Genomic DNA, 19,347 nt, shown 5'->3' with positions numbered 1-19,347 from the left:
GGTGATGTAGGTGAAGTATGATGTAATTGTAGTCGGCGGCGGTCCATCGGGATTGATGGCAGCGATCGCTGCAGGAGAAAAAGGAGCAAGGGTACTTCTAATAGATAAAGGTGAAAAGCTCGGCAGAAAGCTCGCCATATCAGGAGGCGGGCGGTGTAATGTAACGAACCGGCTCTCCATTGATGAAATCATTACACACATTCCCGGAAATGGGCGTTTTTTATACAGTGCCTTTTCGGAATTCAATAATGAGGATATCATTTCATTTTTTGAAAAACTTGGCGTTGCTTTGAAAGAAGAAGATCATGGCCGGATGTTTCCTGTAAACAATAAAGCGCAAAGCGTGGTTGATGCGTTGATTGACCGTATGAAGGATCTAAAAGTTACCGTTTTTACAAACTCCCCTGTTGCAGAAGTGATATACGAAAACGGAGAAACGGCAGCAGTACGGCTGAAGGATGGCCAATATTTCGAGACCAAAGCGGTTGTAGTGGCAGTCGGCGGCAAATCTGTGCCGCATACGGGGTCCACCGGTGACGGCTATGCTTGGGCAAAAAAAGCGGGTCACACTATTACTGACCTGTTCCCTACCGAAGTCCCGTTATTAAGCGATGAACCATTCATCAAGCAAAAAACATTACAGGGGCTTTCACTTAGGGATGCTTCCTTAAGTGTACTGAGTCCAAAAGGAAAGCCGTTAATCACTCACAAAATGGACATGATTTTCACCCATTTTGGGATTTCAGGGCCTGCAGTGTTACGATGCAGCCAATTCGTTGTGAAAGCGATGAAAAAGTGGGGACTTTCCCATGTGTCAATGAAACTCGATGCCCTGCCTGATCAAAATAAGGAAGAACTTTTTCAGCAAGTTATAAGAGAAGTTAAAGCTGAACCAAAGAAAGCGGTAAAAAATATTTTCAAAGGACTGCTACCCGAACGTTTTCTTCATTTTCTTCTTGAAAAAAGCGGCATTGATCTCCAGGAACAAGGGGGCGCTGTCTCCCACGATAAATTCCGCAGATTTGCAGAGCTTTGCAAGGACTTCCAATTCACCGTCAATGGAACCCAACCGCTTGAGAAAGCGTTCGTAACCGGAGGAGGCGTTTCGATCAAGGAAATCCATCCAAGGGAAATGGGCTCCAAATTCATGAACGGTTTATATTTTTGCGGCGAAATCCTCGATATCCACGGCTATACAGGAGGTTATAATATTACGTCTGCTCTTGTAACTGGCCGGCTGGCCGGCTTAAATGCTGCTACTTATACCAGTAAGAAATAAAAAATTAGCGTATATTTTGTCACTTATCAAACGAGGCGCTGCCAAGCGCAAAAAAGAGCAAAGCTTTGGATAAGCTTTGCTCTTTTTTATTAACTTAATAGGTTGGTTATCCCCAAACTTCTTTTGCTACATCGACGATAAATTTCAGTTTGCCCCATTGTTGTTCTTCCGTTAGCTTATTACCATATTACCATGGTGAGTTGAAGCGAATCCACATTGTGCGCTTAAACACAATTGTTCTAGCGGCACATATTGTGACGCTTCTTTAATGCGTGCTTTGATTGTTTCTTTGTCTTCTATTTCACCACTTTTCGATGTTACGATACCTAGGACGACTTGCGCACCGCCACTCGGAATATATTCTAACGGTTTAAAATCTCCTGAACGTTCATCATCATATTCTAAGAAGAATCCATCTGCTTTTTCTTTTGCTAGTAATGTTGGCGCGATAAGTGAATAACTTCCTTCAAACGCCCAAGTTGATTGATAGTTTCCACGGCATAGGTGTGTCGTCACGACTAAATCCTCAGGTTTCCCTTCTAAAACACCGTTTATTACTCGCAATGCTAAATCTATTAATTCATCCCTTGAATATGCACCATCACTGAACGGAATTACTTATAAATTCATACTCAAATAACGCTCCCCTGTGTCTGGTGCAATACAAAGGACTCTTTTGCCTTTACCTAACCGTTTTGCAACCTGGATGGCCGCGAATACCGCAGCACCCGCAGAAGGTCCGACAAATATTCCTTCCTCGCTTGCCAATCTTTTAAATGTATCGACTGCTTCTTCATCGGCTATTTGAATGATTTCATCGTATATTTCTGTATTTAATATATTCGGGACAAATCCGGGGCTTGTACCAACCAGTTTATGGGCACCTGGTTTACCTCCCGATAATACGGGAGATCCCGCAGGTTCAACAACTGCAATATATAAACCAGGAATCTTGTCTTTTAAAGTCTCCCCAGTGCCGGTAATGGTTCCTCCTGTACCGGCAGTGGCTACAAAAGCATCAAGCCGGCCGTCCATTTGGTCGAAGATCTCAAGTGCTGTTGTACTCCGGTGAATATCAGAATTTGCCTCGTTTTCAAATTGCTGCGGGATGAAACTTCCGGGAATTTCACGTTGCAACTCCAATGCTTTTTCGATGGATCCAGGCATCTTATTTTCGCTTGGCGTCAATACAACCTCCGCACCATATGCTTTTAAAATATTGATTCTCTCTTTTGTCATATTGTCGGGCATAACCAAAATCGCACGATAGCCCTTTGCCGCGGCAGTCATGGCTAAACCAATTCCCGTATTGCCGCTGGTCGGCTCAATGATCGTATCTCCCGGTTTAAGTAATCCCTCTACCTCGGCAACCCGGATCATATGATTGGCAGCACGATCCTTTACACTTCCTGAAGGATTAAACATTTCAAGTTTTACATAAACCTCTGCTGCATGTTCAGGGACCAACTTGTTGAGCCGGACGACTGGTGTTTCCCCGATTAGATCTGTGATATTATTGACAACCTTCATTTAAAAGCCAACCTCCATTATTAAATAAAAGAAAAACATTTCAATCGCAAGTATTGAAATGTTCCCTTGATGGAACCCGATAAAGGGCTTACTTTTTATAAACAACCATCGCACTGAAACAGTAAATTTGCTCCTCTTCTTCCTCAGCGGTTGCCGCAATATTATATTTGATATCGACAATCTGATTATCACGGATATCTTCAAGAAACAAATTCATTTCTTCCTCTAAGTCTTTTTCATGCTCATAATCAAACAGCTTTACTTGTATCATGGCTTTCCCCTGCCCTTTTTAGGAACAGGGTTGCCTGTTTTTATAAATTTTATACAGTTACTTTACAATCACTTCACCGTTCCAGTTCATCATGCCGCCGGCCATATTGCGCACTTTATAACCTTGATCCTGAAGGTAATAACAGACGTTCTGGCTTCTCCCTCCGGATCGGCAGATGAAAATGTATTCCTTGTCTTTATCAAAGTATTCAAGATTTTCGGGAATTTCGCTCATGCGGATGTGCTTTGCCCCTTCAATCATTCCATGTTGGACTTCATCATCTTCGCGAACATCCACTAATTCTAGCTCTTCCCCTGCCTCAAGCTTTTCCTCTAATTCATCCGTAGTAATGGTTTTTAACTCTTCCATATTGGCACCTCATATTTTACATTATAGTCCTTTCATTATACCAATAAGAGCCGCTCCAACCAAACTCTTTTACTTTTTACCGGTGTGTGTAACTATAATTTTCCCTTTCGTGCTGTTGCAGAATTCATAATATAGAAACTGATAACTAACACGAGAACGGCGCAGGTATACAAAAGGGTATGGACTGGATTATCATGATATACAATAATAAGACGGATCATTGCCGTTATGCCAATATACAGAAAGTAGCGCATCGGGAAGTGATAATTCTCCTGAAAATATTTTACGATCATAGCGATGAATTCGAAATACAAAAAGAAAATCAAAATCCTTTCAAGCAGCTTGTAATGAACCTCAACCCCTGGTTCAAAAATAGAAAATCGAATGAAATAGATGATTTCTTTTCCAAGTAATACACATAAGGTAGCCGCAAGTAAAACCAAGGCTGTATTTAAAGCGAACTGCAGAATTACCGATAGCCTTATATTCAGTTCTTTGTTTTTATTTTGTTCTATCATCAATCTTCCTCCCATTCCTTCCTTTGGTATCGTACTCCAACCATTAACGATTCATTCAGTGTAGAGGACTGCATAAAGTGCGGCTGCCCGTCGCACAAAAAATACACCACTCATATTAGTGGTGTATCAAGAAGTATGTCTATGTTAGTTAGCAACGATGTTGACTAGCTTGCCGGGTACTGCAATGACCTTTCGGACGGTTTTACCGTCAATTTGTTCTTTGATCGTGTCATCACCCATCGCAATTTCTTCCAGCTTTTCTTTTGTAATATCAGTCGGCACCATTAATTTCGTCTTGACCTTGCCATTGACTTGAAGAACGATTTCCACTTCATTATCGATAAGCTTTGCTTCATCATAAGCCGGCCATGTTTCGTACGTAATGCTCTCCGTGTGTCCAAGCTTTTCCCAGATCTCTTCGGTTATATGAGGCGCTACCGGAGACAGCATCTTCGTGAAGCCTTCGATGTACGCCTTAGGAAGCGTATCCGCTTTATACGCATCATTAATGAATACCATTAGCTGTGAAATGGCTGTATTAAACTTCAGGTCTTCATAGTTCTCTGTAACCTTTTTAACGGTCTGGTGATACACTTTTTCCAGCTTGCCGCTGTCATCATGGTCGACAATCCTCGAAGAAAGCGAACCATCATCGTCCACAAGCAGGCGCCATACGCGGTCAAGGAAGCGGCGGGAGCCATCCAGACCGTTTTCGGACCAAGCGATGGAAGCATCTAAAGGCCCCATGAACATTTCATACATGCGAAGAGTATCGGCTCCATGACTGGTGACCACTTGATCGGGGTTTACAACATTGCCTTTTGACTTGCTCATTTTTTCGTTATTTTCCCCAAGGATCATCCCCTGGTTAAAGAGCTTTTGGAACGGCTCTTTCGTAGGTACCACACCCATATCGAATAAAAATTTATGCCAGAAGCGTGCATACAATAAATGAAGCACTGCATGCTCCGCTCCGCCGATATAGATGTCGGCTGGGAGCCATTCTTTTAACTTTTCAAAATCGGCAATTGTCTCCTCGTTTTTCGGATCAATGTAACGCAGGAAGTACCAGCTGCTGCCTGCCCATTGCGGCATTGTATTTGTCTCACGGCGCCCTTTGCGGCCGTTTTCGTCTGTTACGTTCACCCAGTCAGTGATGTTTGCAAGTGGAGATTCCCCTGTGCCGGACGGTTTGATTTCCGTCGTCTTTGGCAGAAGCACGGGAAGTTCTGCTTCACTTACGGTTTCGACACTGCCATCTTCCCAGTGAACGATTGGAATTGGCTCACCCCAGTAACGCTGGCGGCTGAAGAGCCAATCGCGCAGGCGATACGTGATTTTCTTTTGGCCGATGCCTTTTTCAGCTACCCACTCAATCATTGTTTTAATTGCTTCTTCTTTACCCATTCCATCAAGGAAATCAGAATTAACGTGCTTGCCGTCGCCCGCGTAAGCTTCCTCTTCAATGTTACCGCCCGCAACAACTTCTCTGATCTTAAGGCCGAATTTTTGTGCAAATTCATAGTCACGCTCATCGTGGGCTGGAACTGCCATGATTGCACCTGTTCCATAACTCATTAGCACGTAATCCGCAATCCAGATTGGCATTTTTTCGCCGTTTACCGGATTGACCGCGTATGCTCCAGTAAATGCGCCGGTTTTATCCTTCGCTAAGTCCGTTCTTTCAAGATCGCTTTTATTTTTTACTTCATCGATATAAGCCTCAACCGCTTCTTTTTGAGCGGAAGTTGTAATTTTATCGACAAAAGGATGTTCAGGTGAAAGGACGGCATATGTCGCGCCGAATAATGTGTCCGGGCGGGTAGTGAAGACAGTAAATGTGTCATCATGCCCATCGATTGCAAACGTTACTTCAGCGCCTGCAGAACGCCCGATCCAGTTTCTTTGCATGTCTTTAATATTTTCTGGCCAATCAACCTCTTCCAGGTCATCGATTAAACGATCTGCATACGCCGTGATCTTAAGCATCCATTGCTTCATCGGACGGCGTTCAACAGGGTGGCCGCCGCGCTCACTTTTTCCGTCAATGACTTCTTCGTTTGCTAACACGGTTCCAAGCGCGGGGCACCAATTTACAGGTACTTCATCGATATAAGCGAGTCCCTTTTCATAAAGTTTCAAGAAAATCCATTGCGTCCACTTATAGTAGTCCGGATCGGTCGTATTGACTTCACGGTCCCAATCATAAGAGAAACCGAGGGATTTAATCTGGCGCCTGAACGTATTGATATTCTTCTCTGTGAATTCAGCCGGGTCATTTCCTGTGTCCAGAGCATATTGCTCTGCCGGCAGACCGAACGCATCCCAGCCCATCGGATGAAGCACTTTATAGCCTTGCATCCGCTTCATGCGGGACAAAATATCGCTTGCCGTATAGCCTTCCGGATGCCCAACATGCAGGCCTGCACCTGATGGGTACGGAAACATATCAAGCGCATAAAATTTGCTTTTATCGCTATCCTCATTCGTTTTGAACAACTTATGATCTTCCCAATATTTTTGCCACTTTTTCTCAATTTTCCAATGATTGAAACTCATAACCTTTTCCTCCTAATTCCTAGAAAAGCAAAAGCAGCCTGTTCAACCGCGACAGGCATAAGACACGCCGCTGGGGGAAATCCTGATTTCCAGAGCGGGATGGCTTATGGCCACAAGCAGCTGGGCGCTGTAGCTAGACACTAGTTCATATCGACAAAGCTTTCAACAATAAAAAACCCCTCATCCCAAAAAAGGGACGAGAGGATTATGTATTCCTTCCCGCGGTACCACCCAAATTGGCGACTGTTATATCGCCCTGCTCATTATCCGTAACGTGGACACTGCGTCAAGCATTACTTTGCTTCATGCCTGAAACTCAAAGGCGAGTTCACGATCAATCCCGGTTGGCTTGCACCCCCGCCAACTCTCTATACAGGCTCTAATCGTTACTGCTCCTTGTCATCATCATTTTTGCAAATATTTAATTATATATAGGTATTCTAGTAAATTTTATTCATAAAAGCAATAGCGGTTCGTTAAGATTATCGTCAGGTTTTCATTTATATATGCAGTCTCGGAAAGAAAAGTGCCCTTTTTTATGTTATTTAGCATCAAAACAATTTTTTTCTTTAAGCATATTTGCCTGAAATACTTTTTCTTTCATCCTTATAATACTAAACTTTTGATAAGATTAGGTGGATTCTAATTATTAAAAAACCGATCCAAATATCGATTCTGTATGCGATATCCGGATCAGTAACTGTTGATTTTGTTCTCAGCGGTTTAGGAAAGTCAAGTTATTCTGCATTTGTTGGAGCTGAAGCAACATTCTAATTAGCTGCTCTCTTTGCTGGGGGTTGGCGCTGTTGGATATCGTTTCAACCGTATTAATCGCGTTTTCTATCTCTTGTTGTGAGTTTGTAAATTCCATGTCATTCACATGCTCCTGGGTCGATGCTTCCCTGTACTGATCAAGTGCGGTACGGAGAGCATCTTCGCACTGCTGGATGCAATTCTCAACCGACTGTCTTGTTGCCAATAGAATCCTCTCCTTCCGTAGCCAAGTATAGATGATATCCATCATCTTATTTAGTTTTGTCTAATTACGTGTAGAATATCAGATACACACCAGACCAAATCTCTCCAGTAATAAATACATTTGGAGGAAGCCCTGCTTTCATGATAAAATACGGTTTATCTTGTGTAATTGCAGGCTGAAGATTTACTGCCAATAGCTCTAAAAGGAGGTTTCTGATTTGAATCAGACAAACCCGTTTATATATGCCAACGATGATAAACGATATCATACCTGGAATTATCATCTGCGCCACGAGTTTGGACATAAAGTTTTTAAAGTTGCCCTTGACGGCGGTTTTGACTGCCCTAACCGTGACGGTACGGTTGCCCACGGTGGCTGTACGTTTTGCAGCGCGGCCGGTTCTGGGGACTTTGCCGGCAACAGGGCTGAAGACTTGGAGACACAATTTAAAAAAATCAGCGGCAAAATGCACCAGAAGTGGAAAGACGGCAAGTATATGGCCTATTTTCAGGCTTTCACCAATACACATGCTCCGCTTGCAGAACTCAAGGAGAAATATGAAACGGTCTTAAAACAGGAAGGAGTTATCGGACTATCGATTGCAACCCGTCCCGACTGCCTTCCTGATGATGTTGTCGAGTATCTTGCAGAACTGAATCAGCGTACGTATTTATGGGTCGAGCTTGGCTTGCAGACTGTTCACGAAAGAACGGCGATGCTGATTAATCGGGCCCATGATTTCGAGTGTTATGTGGAAGGGGTAAATAAACTCCGAAGCAAAGGCATCCGCGTCTGCTCCCATATCATTAACGGGCTGCCGCTCGAATCTTATGAAATGATGATGGAAACGGCAAGTCAGGTCGCCAAGCTTGATGTCCAGGGGATTAAAATACATCTCCTGCATCTTCTAAAAGGGACTCCAATGGTGAAACAATACGAAAAAGGGCTGCTTTCATTCTTGTCCTTTGAAGATTATATATCCCTTGTATGCGACCAGCTTGAAATCATTCCGCCTGAAATGATCATCCATAGAATTACCGGAGATGGCCCTATCGAGCTTATGGTTGGACCAATGTGGAGCGTTAATAAATGGGAAGTTCTCAATGCGATTGATGCCGAATTAAAAAGACGAAATAGCTGGCAGGGAAAACATTACAGCAAGCAGGCAATGGAAGTTTAAATGAACCAGGTAAATCATCCCCCTTTTATTATTGCTATCGAAAAAACGATAATTCAAAAAGAGTCTGCTTTCCAAACGTGAAAGCAGACTCCTTTTTTATTCATTATATTCAATGTCCATCCGGAAAAAATGAAATGCGGCCTTTACGAAACTTAGCTGCGCCAAGATGAAGATTTGGTAACAATATTAAAAAGTAGCGACGTTACAAATAAACCAGTGACAATACGCATGCAAAATCCCATTACTTAACTCCTGATAAAGATAATCCACCAGGCTTCCTCTTCTTCAGATTCCGGTAAGCCCTACCGTTAAAATAGAAAAAGATCGATTCGAAACCGCCGAAACGGATCAACCTTTTCGCCAATAATTTCACGCCTTTCTGCGTTTTCACTTTATCATCCGACAAATACAGCCCTAACAGCCCCCTGTGGATTAATTGATGGAAACGCTTATGCGGCAGCTTCCTTGCATACTGGTCAGATTTTTTAACAAAATGAGAAAAACGTTCAAATAGCTCTTCATCATTTTTGTAATAAAAGCAGAAGTTCAAATCCCCGCCGTCCTTATCTTCCTCCTGGTCAATCAGATAATCCAGTAAAATATGGAGGCCTTGTATGTAGGGAAAATATCCTTCTCGTATTATGTCCGCATAATTAGCCTCGAAATCCTCCCTTAAGCTGTAGGAAACGAGACAGAAAATTCCGAGCGTAGAACCTGAACATGCCGAGAATTCATACCATGACATTGTCGGCAGTTTTTCTTTGTAGGTGTCAAACCACGATTGAAGCCGCGGAATTCTTTCATCTACCGTTACATGTTTATGAACTTGCAAATCACAATAATAGGAACACAGTTCTTTTAGATAGGGTAAGATGACTGGATAATTGGATATCTTCTGTAAGACGGACTGGCAGGTGCCCACTAAATCACGCAAATATCCTCCATCATCCTGTTCAGCACGGTAACGGTAATAATTAGTTTGCACAGCATCAATATCGAGTGAATGATGCATTGATTCATGCAGTGCTTTAAAATCTTCCGGATCGAGTGAAGTACTTCTGTCGCATAAATTATCTAGGTAATCACTGATTGTTTGATAGGCAACAATAAAACGAATCGCATCCGCTCTCTTTTCCTCAGCGACCAATGCCAGGATTGAACCTCCCTCACAATGGAACGTTTTGGAAGAAATACTGTCCATCGCCTGTTTCCTTAACTCCTGATCAGGTATAGTTTCCGCTCTTTTCGTCCATAACATAAGTTCTTCATGCACAATCGGAAATATATCCCGATAGACATTTTTCATCAATGCCAAAGGGTTTGTCGGAACTGACATTCATTACACCTCACTTAAATGATATATCCTAGCGCCTTCAATCGATTTTCAACAAACCCTAATGCATACTGAAATACATCGTCTCTTTCAGGCTCATTAAAGATTTCATGATATAGATGCGGCCATTCTTTATACTGCTTTTCACTGCACAAATTATAATTGAACCATTCCCTCACAGGCTTTTTGCTCACAATCCGGTCATCGCCGCCCTGCATTACCAGCAGCGGTACATCCTGAAATTGGGGAATATCCTCAAAGGCCTGTTTCATCGCATGGACAAGCTCGCGATACCATCTGACCGATACCTTCGTCACATACAGGCTATCATTCAAATCTTCTTCACGCACGTCGAGGTTTCTTGTTGCGATTTCGGGGATGAGTCCCGCATCGATTTTAAACTTTGGAAAGGCGATATTAAAGCCGTGGGACAGGGCATTCAACAACTTCGACGGCTGTGTGACAAGCCCTAAGCAAGGAGAAGAAAGAATGACTCCCGCTATATCCAAATCTTCTTCTTGCAGAAGCCGGATTGCGATAAGACCACCCATGCTATGCCCAAATAAAAATACCGGCAGCGATAAATGATAGGCTTCGTCAATCCAGCGCCTGACTTCATGTAAATAATCATCAAAGGATTCAATATGCCCCCTGAAAGCTCGGGTAGTCATTCCCTGTCCCGGAAGGTCTCCCATAATTACATGGTATCCGGCCGACCGCCACATCTGGGATAGCCACTTGTAACGGCCGTGGTGCTCCATCGCACCATGAATCATGATAATGACGGCTTTTGCATTGCCCTCTGCCTCCCATTTCCACATAGGAACTCCTCCTTTACTTTCTTCAGATGCCAAACTTGCTGGTGGTGGATTAACATTGCAGCAAGGTATTTTACACCGTTTTATATTCCCGATAAAATAAGAGTAGTGTTTACTAGCCAAAAAGTATTTCAACGAACCGCTATACTAGAAATAATACCGGAAAGTCACATACTTCGGAAAGGATTTGATTTCAAAATGATTATGTATCCTTATAAAGACAAGTCACCTCAGATTGCTGAAAGTGCGTATATCGCAGACAATGCCGTTGTTACAGGTGATGTGAAGATCGGCGAATATTCAAGCCTGTGGTTCAATTCGATCATCCGCGGCGATGTCGCCCCAGCCATCATTGGAAATAAAGTGAATATCCAGGACAATAGTGTATTGCATCAAAGCCCGAACAACCCGCTGATTCTTGAAGACGAAGTCAGTGTCGGCCATCAGGTCATCCTGCATAGCTGTAAAATCAGAAAAGGGGCATTAATCGGCATGGGCTCGATCATTCTTGATAATGCTGAAATCGGTGAAGGGGCATTTATTGGTGCAGGCAGCCTTGTCTCCCAGGGGAAAGTGATTCCTCCCAACACCCTTGCCTTTGGCCGGCCCGCAAAAGTCGTTCGTGAGTTAACCGATGAAGACAAGAAAGACATGGAACGAATTTGCCGAGAATATGCCGAGAAAGGGCAATTCTATAAGCAAGCTGAGCAAATCAAATAAATGTTTTTCAATTTGCCGTAACATAGTTATTATGAGTAACATCAATGAAAATAATCGTTTTCGCTCTTTATTAAAATGGAAGATAAAAGAAAGAGGATTTACATGAGCTGTAAGTCCTCTTTCTTGATTTTATATTCATATTATCGACAGATAAACTTTTTGGAAATAGCTTAATAGCTATGCCCTTCTTTATTTTACTGCTTGTGCTTTCAATGCATCAACCTTATCTGTCCGTTCCCATGGTAATTCGATGTCACTGCGGCCAAAATGTCCGTATGCAGCTGTTTGCTTGTAGATTGGACGGCGAAGATTCAGCATGTTAATGATACCGGCAGGGCGAAGGTCAAAATTACTGCGAACCAGTTCAACAAGAACATCCTCACTTACTGTTCCCGTTCCAAAAGTATCAACGGAAATGGACACAGGCTGGGCAACCCCGATTGCATAAGCAAGCTGGACTTCCACTTTATCTGCAAGGCCGGCTGCCACAATGTTTTTAGCCACATAGCGTGCTGCATATGCTGCAGAACGGTCTACTTTTGTCGGATCCTTACCGGAGAACGCACCTCCGCCGTGGCGTGCATAGCCGCCATACGTGTCAACGATAATCTTACGGCCTGTCAATCCTGCATCACCTTGCGGACCGCCGATAACAAAGCGTCCAGTCGGGTTGATGAAATACTTTGTGTTTTCATCAATTAATTCAGCAGGAACTACAGGGTTGATGACATGCTCTTTTAAATTGCGCTGGATCTGCTCCAGGCTGATTTCCGCGTGGTGCTGTGTGGAAATGACGATGGTATCGATGCGAATTGGCTTATCATTCTCATCATACTCAACAGTTACCTGTGTTTTTCCGTCAGGACGCAGATAAGGAAGGATTTCCTCTTTGCGTACTTCTGCTAGACGACGTGAAATCTTATGGGCCAATGAAATCGGAAGCGGCATAAGCTCTTTGGTTTCGTTGCAGGCAAAACCAAACATTAACCCCTGGTCCCCCGCTCCGATTGCTTCGATTTCTTCATCGGTCATTTGGCCTTCACGTGCTTCGAGCGCCTGGTCGACACCCATTGCAATATCTGCTGATTGCTCATCGATAGAGGTCAATACAGCGCAGGTTTGTGCATCAAATCCGTATTTTGCACGTGTGTAGCCGATATCGGCAATTGTTTCACGGACAATCTTCGGAATGTCTACATACGTAGAAGTAGTGATTTCTCCCGCTACAAGCACAAGGCCTGTTGTTACTGAAGTTTCGCATGCAACACGTGCATTTGCATCTTTCGCAAGAATTGCATCTAAAATTGAATCTGAAATCTGGTCACAAATTTTATCCGGATGACCTTCAGTTACAGACTCAGAAGTAAATAGACGACGTTTCTTTGACATCTTATTTCCTCCTTAGAAATAGTATGATTTAGGCTACAGAAATAAATGAACGTCAGCAGGCCGTTTCCAACCTTCCCATGCATGATGGACGATTCATTTCCTTTACCAAGATTTTTGACGGAGCCCATTCCCTTACAAGTTTCGATCATAGATGCAGCAAAGAATAGTCAGTTACGACACTATCCAATGTACCATTCCTTTACATACTGTATACAAAAAACCTTTCCAAATCAAAGAGGAAAGGTTTGTTGTCTGACATCTATCCTTTCACTCTTATCGTTCAAGGGTTTGAAAGCCTTGCATCAGGTTAGCACCAGCGCCAAAAACATATCCTTAAAAGGAAAAAATCCCTTTTGTCCGCAATCGATTTCTTACGGACGGGTTTCTTTTGGCAGGTTGCCGGGTTTCATAGGGCCTGTCCCCTCCGCCAACTCGGGATAAGAGAATCCGTACAAGGTAAAATCATAACAAAATAACGAAAAAAGTCAATTAGTTTTTCCTGCTCCCAATCATTTAACAACCTCTTCCAACTGTTTTATCTTTTCTCCCCAGTATCTCATGTCCCTTTTAGAAAGGATAAATCACTTTACTGTTAGATAAACATTCACAATTTTATTTTTAATAGTATAGACTAATTGAATCAATGTGTTATACTAATCGTATTCAATTAAATTTAATAAAGGAAGGTATCACATATATGAATTCTGTTGACATTTCAAATGAGCTGCACGGATTATTGGCTGGAAGCAACGTAAATGTACAACTCTCTGTTCCACAATTAGTGGAGAATATATTGAAGCGAAAAGAAGGCGTACTAACATCAACAGGGGCAGTCAAAGCAGAAACTGGCAAGTACACTGGCCGATCCCCCAAAGATAAATATATAGTTGAGGAATCTTCCGTAAAGGACAAAATTGATTGGGGCGCGGTGAACCAGCCTATTTCTGAAGAAGTTTTCACAAACCTATATGATAAGGTTATCAATCATTTAAAAGCAAAAGAAGATATCTTTGTATTTAACGGATTTGCCGGTGCTGATGAGAAATACCGCCTGCCAATTCAAATCATTAACGAATATGCATGGCACAATTTGTTTGCCCACCAATTATTCATTAGACCGAACGAAGAAGAACTTAGAGGCCATAAGGCTGAATTCACAGTGATTTCAGCCCCGGATTTCAAAGCTGATCCGACGATTGACGGTACAAAATCGGAAACATTCATCATTGTTTCTTTCGAACGCCGCACTGTTTTAATAGGCGGTACTGAATATGCCGGGGAAATGAAAAAATCGATCTTTTCGATCATCAATTACCTTCTTCCCGAGCAAGGAATCTTGCCGATGCACTGCTCTGCAAATGTAGGCAGGGAAGGTGATGTTGCCTTATTCTTCGGTTTATCTGGAACTGGCAAAACCACTTTATCTGCAGACCCTAACCGTAAATTAATCGGTGACGATGAACACGGCTGGTCTTCTTACGGTGTATTCAATATCGAAGGCGGCTGCTATGCAAAATGCATCAACTTATCCCGTGAAAAAGAACCGCAGATTTTCGATGCAATCCGCTTTGGAGCTGTGCTTGAAAATGTAATGATAGATGAAGACACAAGAATCGCTAATTATGATGATAATTCGTTAACCGAGAATACTCGTGCTGCCTATCAAATCCAGGCAATCGATAACATCGTCGATCCAAGCATTGCAGGACATCCAAATACAATTATCTTTTTGACGGCCGATGCTTTTGGCGTACTGCCTCCAATCAGCAAGCTTTCAAAAGAGCAGGCGATGTACCATTTCCTGAGCGGTTACACCAGTAAGCTCGCTGGCACAGAGCGCGGGGTTACGTCTCCCGAAGCTACTTTCTCTACATGCTTTGGTTCTCCATTCCTGCCGCTCCCTGCAAATCGCTATGCAGAGATGCTCGGGGAAAAAATCGACCAGCATGGTGCGAAGGTGTACCTTGTCAATACAGGCTGGACTGGCGGAGAATACGGAGTTGGAAGCCGTATGAAACTCGCCTATACACGGGCAATGATTCAAGCAGCACTGGAAGGCGAATTATCAAATGTGGAAACGATCACGGACGATATCTTTGGCCTGGAAATTCCTCTTCATGTGCCAGGTGTACCGGATGTGGTGCTGCAGCCAAGCAAGACATGGGAAGATACAGCTGCATACAAAGCGAAAGCTAACGATCTTGCAGCCAAGTTCCTTGCCAACTTCAAGAAATTCTCTAACATTCCAAGCGAAATTGAAGAGCTTGGCGGACCGAACGCATAATCTTGAACTCTGAAAGCCCAAAATCCGAAGTTCGGATTTTGGGCTTTTTTTATTTCGTCTTAACATCCACATCCACTTTTTCATCGTCAATTTGAATAGTATATTCGCCTTCTTCATCAAAAGAGAGATGACCAAGATATGTGTTAAGAGGGAAGAAACTTTTCAATTTCTTCCTTATTCCTGCCGCTGGTAATTACTTAGTTCGTCGAATTCAACGATACAAGCTTGTATGTAATGACTGTCTGGCCGCCCGACCACTCCACCTTTTGAATCGTTGCCGTCCCGTTGGTTTCACTTTGGATCGTTTTGCGTACATCCAGTGGAATATCCAGCGGGTACAGTCGGTAGCCATCCTTGGTCAAGGTAAAAACATTCTCTTCTTTCCTCTTTTCGCGGCCCTTGGTTACAATCATCGTATTTAATTCTAAAGGCATCCCCATAATCCTTGCCTCCTTAATAAGATATCTTTATAGTATCATCTTTCCCCTTGCTGTTTCATCCACTGTGTTAAATCTTCCACCACTTTTCGATTTATTGCGGGAGGAAAGTAGTGGGTAAAGTCAGCAAAATACCAGCTCTCTACCGGCTTATCCTTAGATTTCAGTATCTTTTCCAGCCTATAGGCATGTTCAACCGAGACATTATCGTCCTTTACTCCATGGATGATCAGGATTGGCGCCTCTAATTCGTCGGCCTCGAATAACGGGGTGCGATATTCATATTCTTCTGGATACTTTTTAGGGGTTCCTCCGATTACGCGCTTCATCATCCTTCTTAGGTCTTCTCTTTCCACGTATGTCAGGAACATGTCAGAGACTCCTCCCCAGGTGACAACAGATGCAGCATTTTTACAGTTTATCGCGGTCCACAGAGCCATGACTCCACCCCGTGAAAACCCGAAGACATGGATGGAATCAGATTTGACCCTTTGGTGGTTTTCCAGCAAGGTATAGGCAGCAATCGCATCGTGCCTGTCTTCGCCTGCAAAGTCCTCATCCCCTTCACCACCCTGGTTTCCCCGGTAAAAAGGCGCGAATACGATAAATCCCTGGGCCGCAAATTGAACGATCCTCGCAGGGCGAACCTTGCCGACATTTTTTATGCCTCCCCGTAAATATAGAAACCCGTCAAGGACATCGCCTTCAACAGGCTCTGCAAGCAGTCCCTTTACCTTCAGTCCTTGTGAAAGATATGTGATCGAATATAGGTGGATCCCCGGGTGAGGTGACGGAAAACGTCGCTTCTCGATGATGGTGCCGTCCTTCATGCCAAACTCTCCTTTCACCGCATTTTCTTTTATTGTAAAACAAATATATCTATTTATCCCGGATGAACGGTTCAAAATGCCCGGATGTTTTTTATCTTAGGTAAGTCTGTGTACTTCAACTTGAAAAATGTTCCATGGGCATTCACACATTTTTAAATAGCGAATACGATATGTTAGGCCTGCAACACATACATCAAAAATGAATACTGAGGAGGATTTCCATGAAAAAATGGGTAAAAACCGGTGCCTTTTTTTTACTAACCTGCCTTCTGATCATTCCCCTCGCAGCATGCGGCAAGGAAGAGATGCAAAAGGTGCGGGTTGCTGAGGTAACACGTTCGATTTTCTATGCACCGCAATATGTGGCGCTTGAGAAAGGATTCTTTAAGGAAGAGGGGTTGGATGTTGACCTTAAGACAACAGCAGGCGGTGACAAGACGATGACGGCACTGCTATCAAATGGGGCCGACGTAGCGCTTGTAGGTTCAGAAACTTCGATTTATGTCGCCGCGCAAGGTTCTAAAGACCCCGTCATCAACTTCGCTCAACTGACCCAGACTGATGGGACCTTCCTTGTTTCCAGAAAAAAGATTGAAAACTTTGATTGGAATATGTTGAAGGGCACTACTTTCCTTGGACAGCGCAAAGGCGGTATGCCGCAAATGGTCGGTGAATTTGTTTTGAAAAAGCATGGAATCGATCCGCATGGTGATTTGAAGCTTATCCAGAATATTGACTATGCTAATGTCTCTACTGCTTTTGCTTCCGGTACCGGCGACTTTGTCCAGCTGTTTGAACCAACAGCAAGTGTGTTTGAAAAAGAAGGCAAAGGGCATATTGTAGCTTCATTTGGGACTGAATCAGGGCACGTTCCTTACACCACCTTTATGACAAAACAAAGCTATATGGAAAAGAACAAGGAAACGGTAGAAAAGTTTACACGAGCAGTGAAAAAAGCCCAGGATTGGGTTCAAAAACAAAGTGCAGAAGAAACAGCCAAAGTAATCCAACCATTTTTCGAAGATACGGACCTTGAAACAATCGAGACGGTAATCGACCGATATAAAAGCCAGGGCTCCTTTGCAACAGACCCAATCCTTGATCAAAAAGAATGGGATAACCTCCAGGACATCATGGACGAAGCCGGGGAGCTGCCAGGGCGCATCGACTACAACAAATTGGTAAATACCGAATTTGCCGAAAAGGTCTCTAAATAAGGGAGGCTTTATCATGAGTTTTTTATCGATAAAGAATATTCACCATACCTATTTTTCAGAAAAGTCGGCAACTGAAGCTTTGGATAATATCAGCCTCGATATTGAGGAAGGGGAATTTGTTTCCTTCCTCGGTCCGAGCGGCTGCGGGAAAACGACCCTGCTTTCGATTATCGCCGGGCTTTTCCCGCCCACCTCAGGGAACATCCAGTTGGATAATAAACCGATTCATGGAGATAAAGATTTCTTCATCGGCTATATGCTGCAGCAGGATTATCTATTTCCATGGAAGACAATCGAAGAAAATATCACGCTTGGATTAAAACTGTTAAAACAGGATGATCCTGAATCCAAAAGCAAGGCACTGAAGCTGCTGAAGGATTTCGGCCTGGAAGATATCGAAAAACAGTTTCCGAAACAGCTTTCGGGTGGAATGAGGCAACGGGCCGCATTAGCAAGGACTCTCGCTGTCAATCCGAAAATATTATTATTGGATGAACCTTTTTCGGCGCTTGACTACCAGACCAAGCTGAAACTTGAAGACCTGGTTTCCGAGACGCTGAAGGTATTCGGGAAAACAGCCGTACTCGTCACACATGATATTGGCGAGTCGATTGCGATGAGTGACAGGATTTATTTGTTTGCAGCGAAACCGGGAAGGATCCACAAGGCGTTTCCAGTTCCCGGTGAGCTTCGTTCACTTTCCCCGTTCGAAGCAAGGAGCCATCCACTGTATTCAGACTTATTTCAAACGATATGGAAGGAGCTTGAAAGTCTTGAAACCATCGGTGAACATTAAAAACCTCCATGCTCAATACAAGGCCTCCTTACTAAGAGAAAAACGCTGGGTCCGATTTTGCCAGCTGTTGATTTTCATCGTTTTTTTTGGAGCATGGGAAACATCATCTAGATTAGAATGGATTGACCCGCTCATCTTTAGTTCCCCATCAAAAGTGTGGAATTTATTTCTCACTAAAATCACTGACGGGACATTATTTTCCCATTTAAGTGTTACCGTATTTGAAACCGTGCTCGGTTTTATCCTTGGGACCGTGCTTGGGACCATGCTTGCAGCGACCCTCTGGTGGTCGCCGCTTTTATCAAAAATTCTGGATCCTTATCTCGTCATCTTAAATGCTATGCCAAAAGTGGCGCTTGGCCCTATTTTAATCGTGGCACTCGGGCCTACCCTCACTTCGATCATCGCAATGGGCGCCATCATCTCAGTCATCATTACCACAATTGTTGTCTATACCTCGTTCAGGGAAGTCGATCCAAATTACTTAAAAGTACTGCAGACCTTTGGCGCAAGCCGCTCGCAAATGTTTAAGGAAGCGATCCTGCCAGCTTCGTTTCCAACAATCATATCAACCTTGAAGGTAAATGTCGGGCTTTCGTGGGTAGGGGTCATTGTCGGAGAATTCCTTGTATCAGAAAAAGGACTGGGGTACATGATTATTTATGGTTTCCAGGTATTCAATTTCAACCTCGTTATGCTCTCACTGATGATCATTGCCGTGTTTGCCACGATTATGTATCAGCTTGTGGAGCTACTTGAACGGAAACTGATTAAAAATGAGTGACAAGTAAAGAAAAACCGTCACCGGTCCTTGGCTTACAAAGCAATTGTTCTCCAG

The 19,347-nt window shown here is 43.4% G+C and carries 18 protein-coding genes, 1 pseudogene, 1 riboswitch and 1 other annotated feature; of the genes and pseudogenes, 7 read left to right on the top strand and 12 right to left on the bottom strand.

Going from position 1 to position 19,347, the window contains the following annotated elements:
* The first annotated feature begins 10 nt into the window (after positions 1-10).
* Complete coding sequence (locus ELQ35_RS02975) at positions 11-1,279, top strand: BaiN/RdsA family NAD(P)/FAD-dependent oxidoreductase (RefSeq protein ID WP_126863352.1); 1,269 nt, start codon at positions 11-13, stop codon at positions 1,277-1,279.
* Between the two features lie 106 nt (positions 1,280-1,385).
* Here the strand turns inward: ELQ35_RS02975 and ELQ35_RS02970 are convergent.
* From ELQ35_RS02970 to ELQ35_RS02940, 7 genes and pseudogenes are all read right to left on the bottom strand, one after another.
* Positions 1,386-1,894, bottom strand: a pseudogene (locus ELQ35_RS02970) (uroporphyrinogen decarboxylase/cobalamine-independent methonine synthase family protein); the annotation flags it as partial.
* A 3-nt stretch (positions 1,895-1,897) separates the two neighbouring features.
* Positions 1,898-2,809: a cysteine synthase A gene (cysK, locus tag ELQ35_RS02965; protein ID WP_126863351.1), complete on the bottom strand. Its 912-nt coding sequence runs from the start codon at positions 2,807-2,809 to the stop codon at positions 1,898-1,900.
* Between the two features lie 88 nt (positions 2,810-2,897).
* The gene (locus ELQ35_RS02960; protein WP_126863350.1) at positions 2,898-3,080 is read right to left on the bottom strand and encodes a sporulation protein Cse60; all 183 of its coding nucleotides are present in this window, start codon (positions 3,078-3,080) and stop codon (positions 2,898-2,900) included.
* A 57-nt stretch (positions 3,081-3,137) separates the two neighbouring features.
* Positions 3,138-3,449 carry a rhodanese-like domain-containing protein gene (locus ELQ35_RS02955; protein ID WP_126863349.1) on the bottom strand — a complete coding sequence of 104 codons (312 nt, stop codon included), beginning with the start codon at positions 3,447-3,449 and terminating at the stop codon, positions 3,138-3,140.
* 92 nt (positions 3,450-3,541) lie between these two features.
* A complete protein-coding gene (psiE, locus tag ELQ35_RS02950) occupies positions 3,542-3,967 on the bottom strand; it encodes a phosphate-starvation-inducible protein PsiE (protein WP_126863348.1) in 426 nt (141 codons plus the stop codon).
* A gap of 144 nt (positions 3,968-4,111) precedes the next feature.
* Positions 4,112-6,526: a leucine--tRNA ligase gene (gene leuS, locus ELQ35_RS02945; RefSeq protein ID WP_126863347.1), complete on the bottom strand. Its 2,415-nt coding sequence runs from the start codon at positions 6,524-6,526 to the stop codon at positions 4,112-4,114.
* A gap of 189 nt (positions 6,527-6,715) precedes the next feature.
* Positions 6,716-6,938, bottom strand: a binding site (T-box leader).
* Between the two features lie 303 nt (positions 6,939-7,241).
* Positions 7,242-7,505, bottom strand: a complete 264-nt coding sequence (locus ELQ35_RS02940; RefSeq protein ID WP_126863346.1) for a YtzC family protein — start codon at positions 7,503-7,505, stop codon at positions 7,242-7,244.
* Positions 7,506-7,722: 217 nt separating this feature from the next.
* Here ELQ35_RS02940 and mnmL point away from each other — a divergent pair, with 217 nt between their 5' ends.
* Positions 7,723-8,685, top strand: a complete 963-nt coding sequence (gene mnmL / locus ELQ35_RS02935) for a tRNA modification radical SAM protein MnmL/YtqA (protein WP_126863345.1) — start codon at positions 7,723-7,725, stop codon at positions 8,683-8,685.
* Between the two features lie 241 nt (positions 8,686-8,926).
* On the opposite strand, the gene ELQ35_RS02930 is transcribed toward mnmL, so the two are convergent.
* Positions 8,927-10,021, bottom strand: coding sequence for a tetraprenyl-beta-curcumene synthase family protein (locus tag ELQ35_RS02930; RefSeq protein ID WP_126863344.1), 1,095 nt, complete (start codon positions 10,019-10,021; stop codon positions 8,927-8,929).
* Between the two features lie 14 nt (positions 10,022-10,035).
* The gene (locus tag ELQ35_RS02925; protein ID WP_126863343.1) at positions 10,036-10,839 is read right to left on the bottom strand and encodes an alpha/beta hydrolase; all 804 of its coding nucleotides are present in this window, start codon (positions 10,837-10,839) and stop codon (positions 10,036-10,038) included.
* Positions 10,840-11,037: 198 nt separating this feature from the next.
* On the opposite strand from ELQ35_RS02925, the gene ELQ35_RS02920 reads away from it, so the two are divergent.
* Positions 11,038-11,556 (top strand): gamma carbonic anhydrase, encoded by a 519-nt coding sequence (locus tag ELQ35_RS02920; protein ID WP_126863396.1) that lies wholly within the window; start codon positions 11,038-11,040, stop codon positions 11,554-11,556.
* 189 nt (positions 11,557-11,745) lie between these two features.
* Here ELQ35_RS02920 and metK read toward each other — a convergent pair whose 3' ends face one another.
* Positions 11,746-12,945: a methionine adenosyltransferase gene (gene metK / locus ELQ35_RS02915; RefSeq protein WP_126863342.1), complete on the bottom strand. Its 1,200-nt coding sequence runs from the start codon at positions 12,943-12,945 to the stop codon at positions 11,746-11,748.
* A 270-nt stretch (positions 12,946-13,215) separates the two neighbouring features.
* Positions 13,216-13,389, bottom strand: a riboswitch (SAM riboswitch).
* A 253-nt stretch (positions 13,390-13,642) separates the two neighbouring features.
* Between metK and pckA the strand changes: the two genes are divergently transcribed.
* Positions 13,643-15,229: a phosphoenolpyruvate carboxykinase (ATP) gene (pckA, locus tag ELQ35_RS02910; RefSeq protein WP_126863341.1), complete on the top strand. Its 1,587-nt coding sequence runs from the start codon at positions 13,643-13,645 to the stop codon at positions 15,227-15,229.
* Between the two features lie 197 nt (positions 15,230-15,426).
* Here the strand turns inward: pckA and ELQ35_RS02905 are convergent, their stop codons facing one another.
* Entirely contained in the window at positions 15,427-15,669 is a 243-nt protein-coding gene (locus ELQ35_RS02905; protein WP_126863340.1) for a DUF2584 domain-containing protein, read from the bottom strand.
* 35 nt (positions 15,670-15,704) lie between these two features.
* On the bottom strand, positions 15,705-16,496 hold the full coding sequence (locus ELQ35_RS02900) for an alpha/beta hydrolase family protein (protein ID WP_126863339.1): 792 nt from the start codon (positions 16,494-16,496) through the stop codon (positions 15,705-15,707).
* Between the two features lie 221 nt (positions 16,497-16,717).
* Between ELQ35_RS02900 and ELQ35_RS02895 the strand changes: the two genes are divergently transcribed.
* Genes ELQ35_RS02895 through ELQ35_RS02885 form a run of 3 tightly spaced genes read left to right on the top strand, consistent with a single transcriptional unit; the run spans position 16,718 to position 19,293 of the window.
* Positions 16,718-17,713, top strand: coding sequence for an ABC transporter substrate-binding protein (locus ELQ35_RS02895; protein WP_126863338.1), 996 nt, complete (start codon positions 16,718-16,720; stop codon positions 17,711-17,713).
* A gap of 13 nt (positions 17,714-17,726) precedes the next feature.
* Positions 17,727-18,509 (top strand): ABC transporter ATP-binding protein, encoded by a 783-nt coding sequence (locus tag ELQ35_RS02890; RefSeq protein WP_126863337.1) that lies wholly within the window; start codon positions 17,727-17,729, stop codon positions 18,507-18,509.
* Entirely contained in the window at positions 18,487-19,293 is an 807-nt protein-coding gene (locus ELQ35_RS02885) for an ABC transporter permease (RefSeq protein WP_126863336.1), read from the top strand. The genes ELQ35_RS02890 and ELQ35_RS02885 overlap by 23 nt, the downstream gene beginning before the upstream one ends.
* Positions 19,294-19,347 lie beyond the last annotated feature (54 nt).

Origin of the sequence: Peribacillus cavernae (assembly GCF_003989135.1) — a bacterium.
In the GTDB taxonomy this organism is placed as follows: Bacteria; Bacillota; Bacilli; order Bacillales; family DSM-1321; genus Peribacillus; species Peribacillus cavernae.
This window is presented reverse-complemented; position numbering and strand designations above follow the sequence as displayed.

Excerpts from the sequence above, each read along its gene's own strand:
- cysK (WP_126863351.1), bottom strand. The coding sequence starts at position 2,809 with ATGAAGGTTGTCAATAATATCACAGATCTAATCGGGGAAACACCAGTC.
- ELQ35_RS02960 (WP_126863350.1), bottom strand. The coding sequence starts at position 3,080 with ATGATACAAGTAAAGCTGTTTGATTATGAGCATGAAAAAGACTTAGAG.
- ELQ35_RS02955 (WP_126863349.1), bottom strand. The coding sequence starts at position 3,449 with ATGGAAGAGTTAAAAACCATTACTACGGATGAATTAGAGGAAAAGCTT.
- psiE (WP_126863348.1), bottom strand. The coding sequence starts at position 3,967 with ATGATAGAACAAAATAAAAACAAAGAACTGAATATAAGGCTATCGGTA.
- leuS (WP_126863347.1), bottom strand. The coding sequence starts at position 6,526 with ATGAGTTTCAATCATTGGAAAATTGAGAAAAAGTGGCAAAAATATTGG.
- ELQ35_RS02930 (WP_126863344.1), bottom strand. The coding sequence starts at position 10,021 with ATGTCAGTTCCGACAAACCCTTTGGCATTGATGAAAAATGTCTATCGG.
- ELQ35_RS02925 (WP_126863343.1), bottom strand. The coding sequence starts at position 10,839 with ATGTGGAAATGGGAGGCAGAGGGCAATGCAAAAGCCGTCATTATCATG.
- metK (WP_126863342.1), bottom strand. The coding sequence starts at position 12,945 with ATGTCAAAGAAACGTCGTCTATTTACTTCTGAGTCTGTAACTGAAGGT.
- pckA (WP_126863341.1), top strand. The coding sequence starts at position 13,643 with ATGAATTCTGTTGACATTTCAAATGAGCTGCACGGATTATTGGCTGGA.
- ELQ35_RS02905 (WP_126863340.1), bottom strand. The coding sequence starts at position 15,669 with ATGGGGATGCCTTTAGAATTAAATACGATGATTGTAACCAAGGGCCGC.
- ELQ35_RS02900 (WP_126863339.1), bottom strand. The coding sequence starts at position 16,496 with ATGAAGGACGGCACCATCATCGAGAAGCGACGTTTTCCGTCACCTCAC.
- ELQ35_RS02895 (WP_126863338.1), top strand. The coding sequence starts at position 16,718 with ATGAAAAAATGGGTAAAAACCGGTGCCTTTTTTTTACTAACCTGCCTT.
- ELQ35_RS02890 (WP_126863337.1), top strand. The coding sequence starts at position 17,727 with ATGAGTTTTTTATCGATAAAGAATATTCACCATACCTATTTTTCAGAA.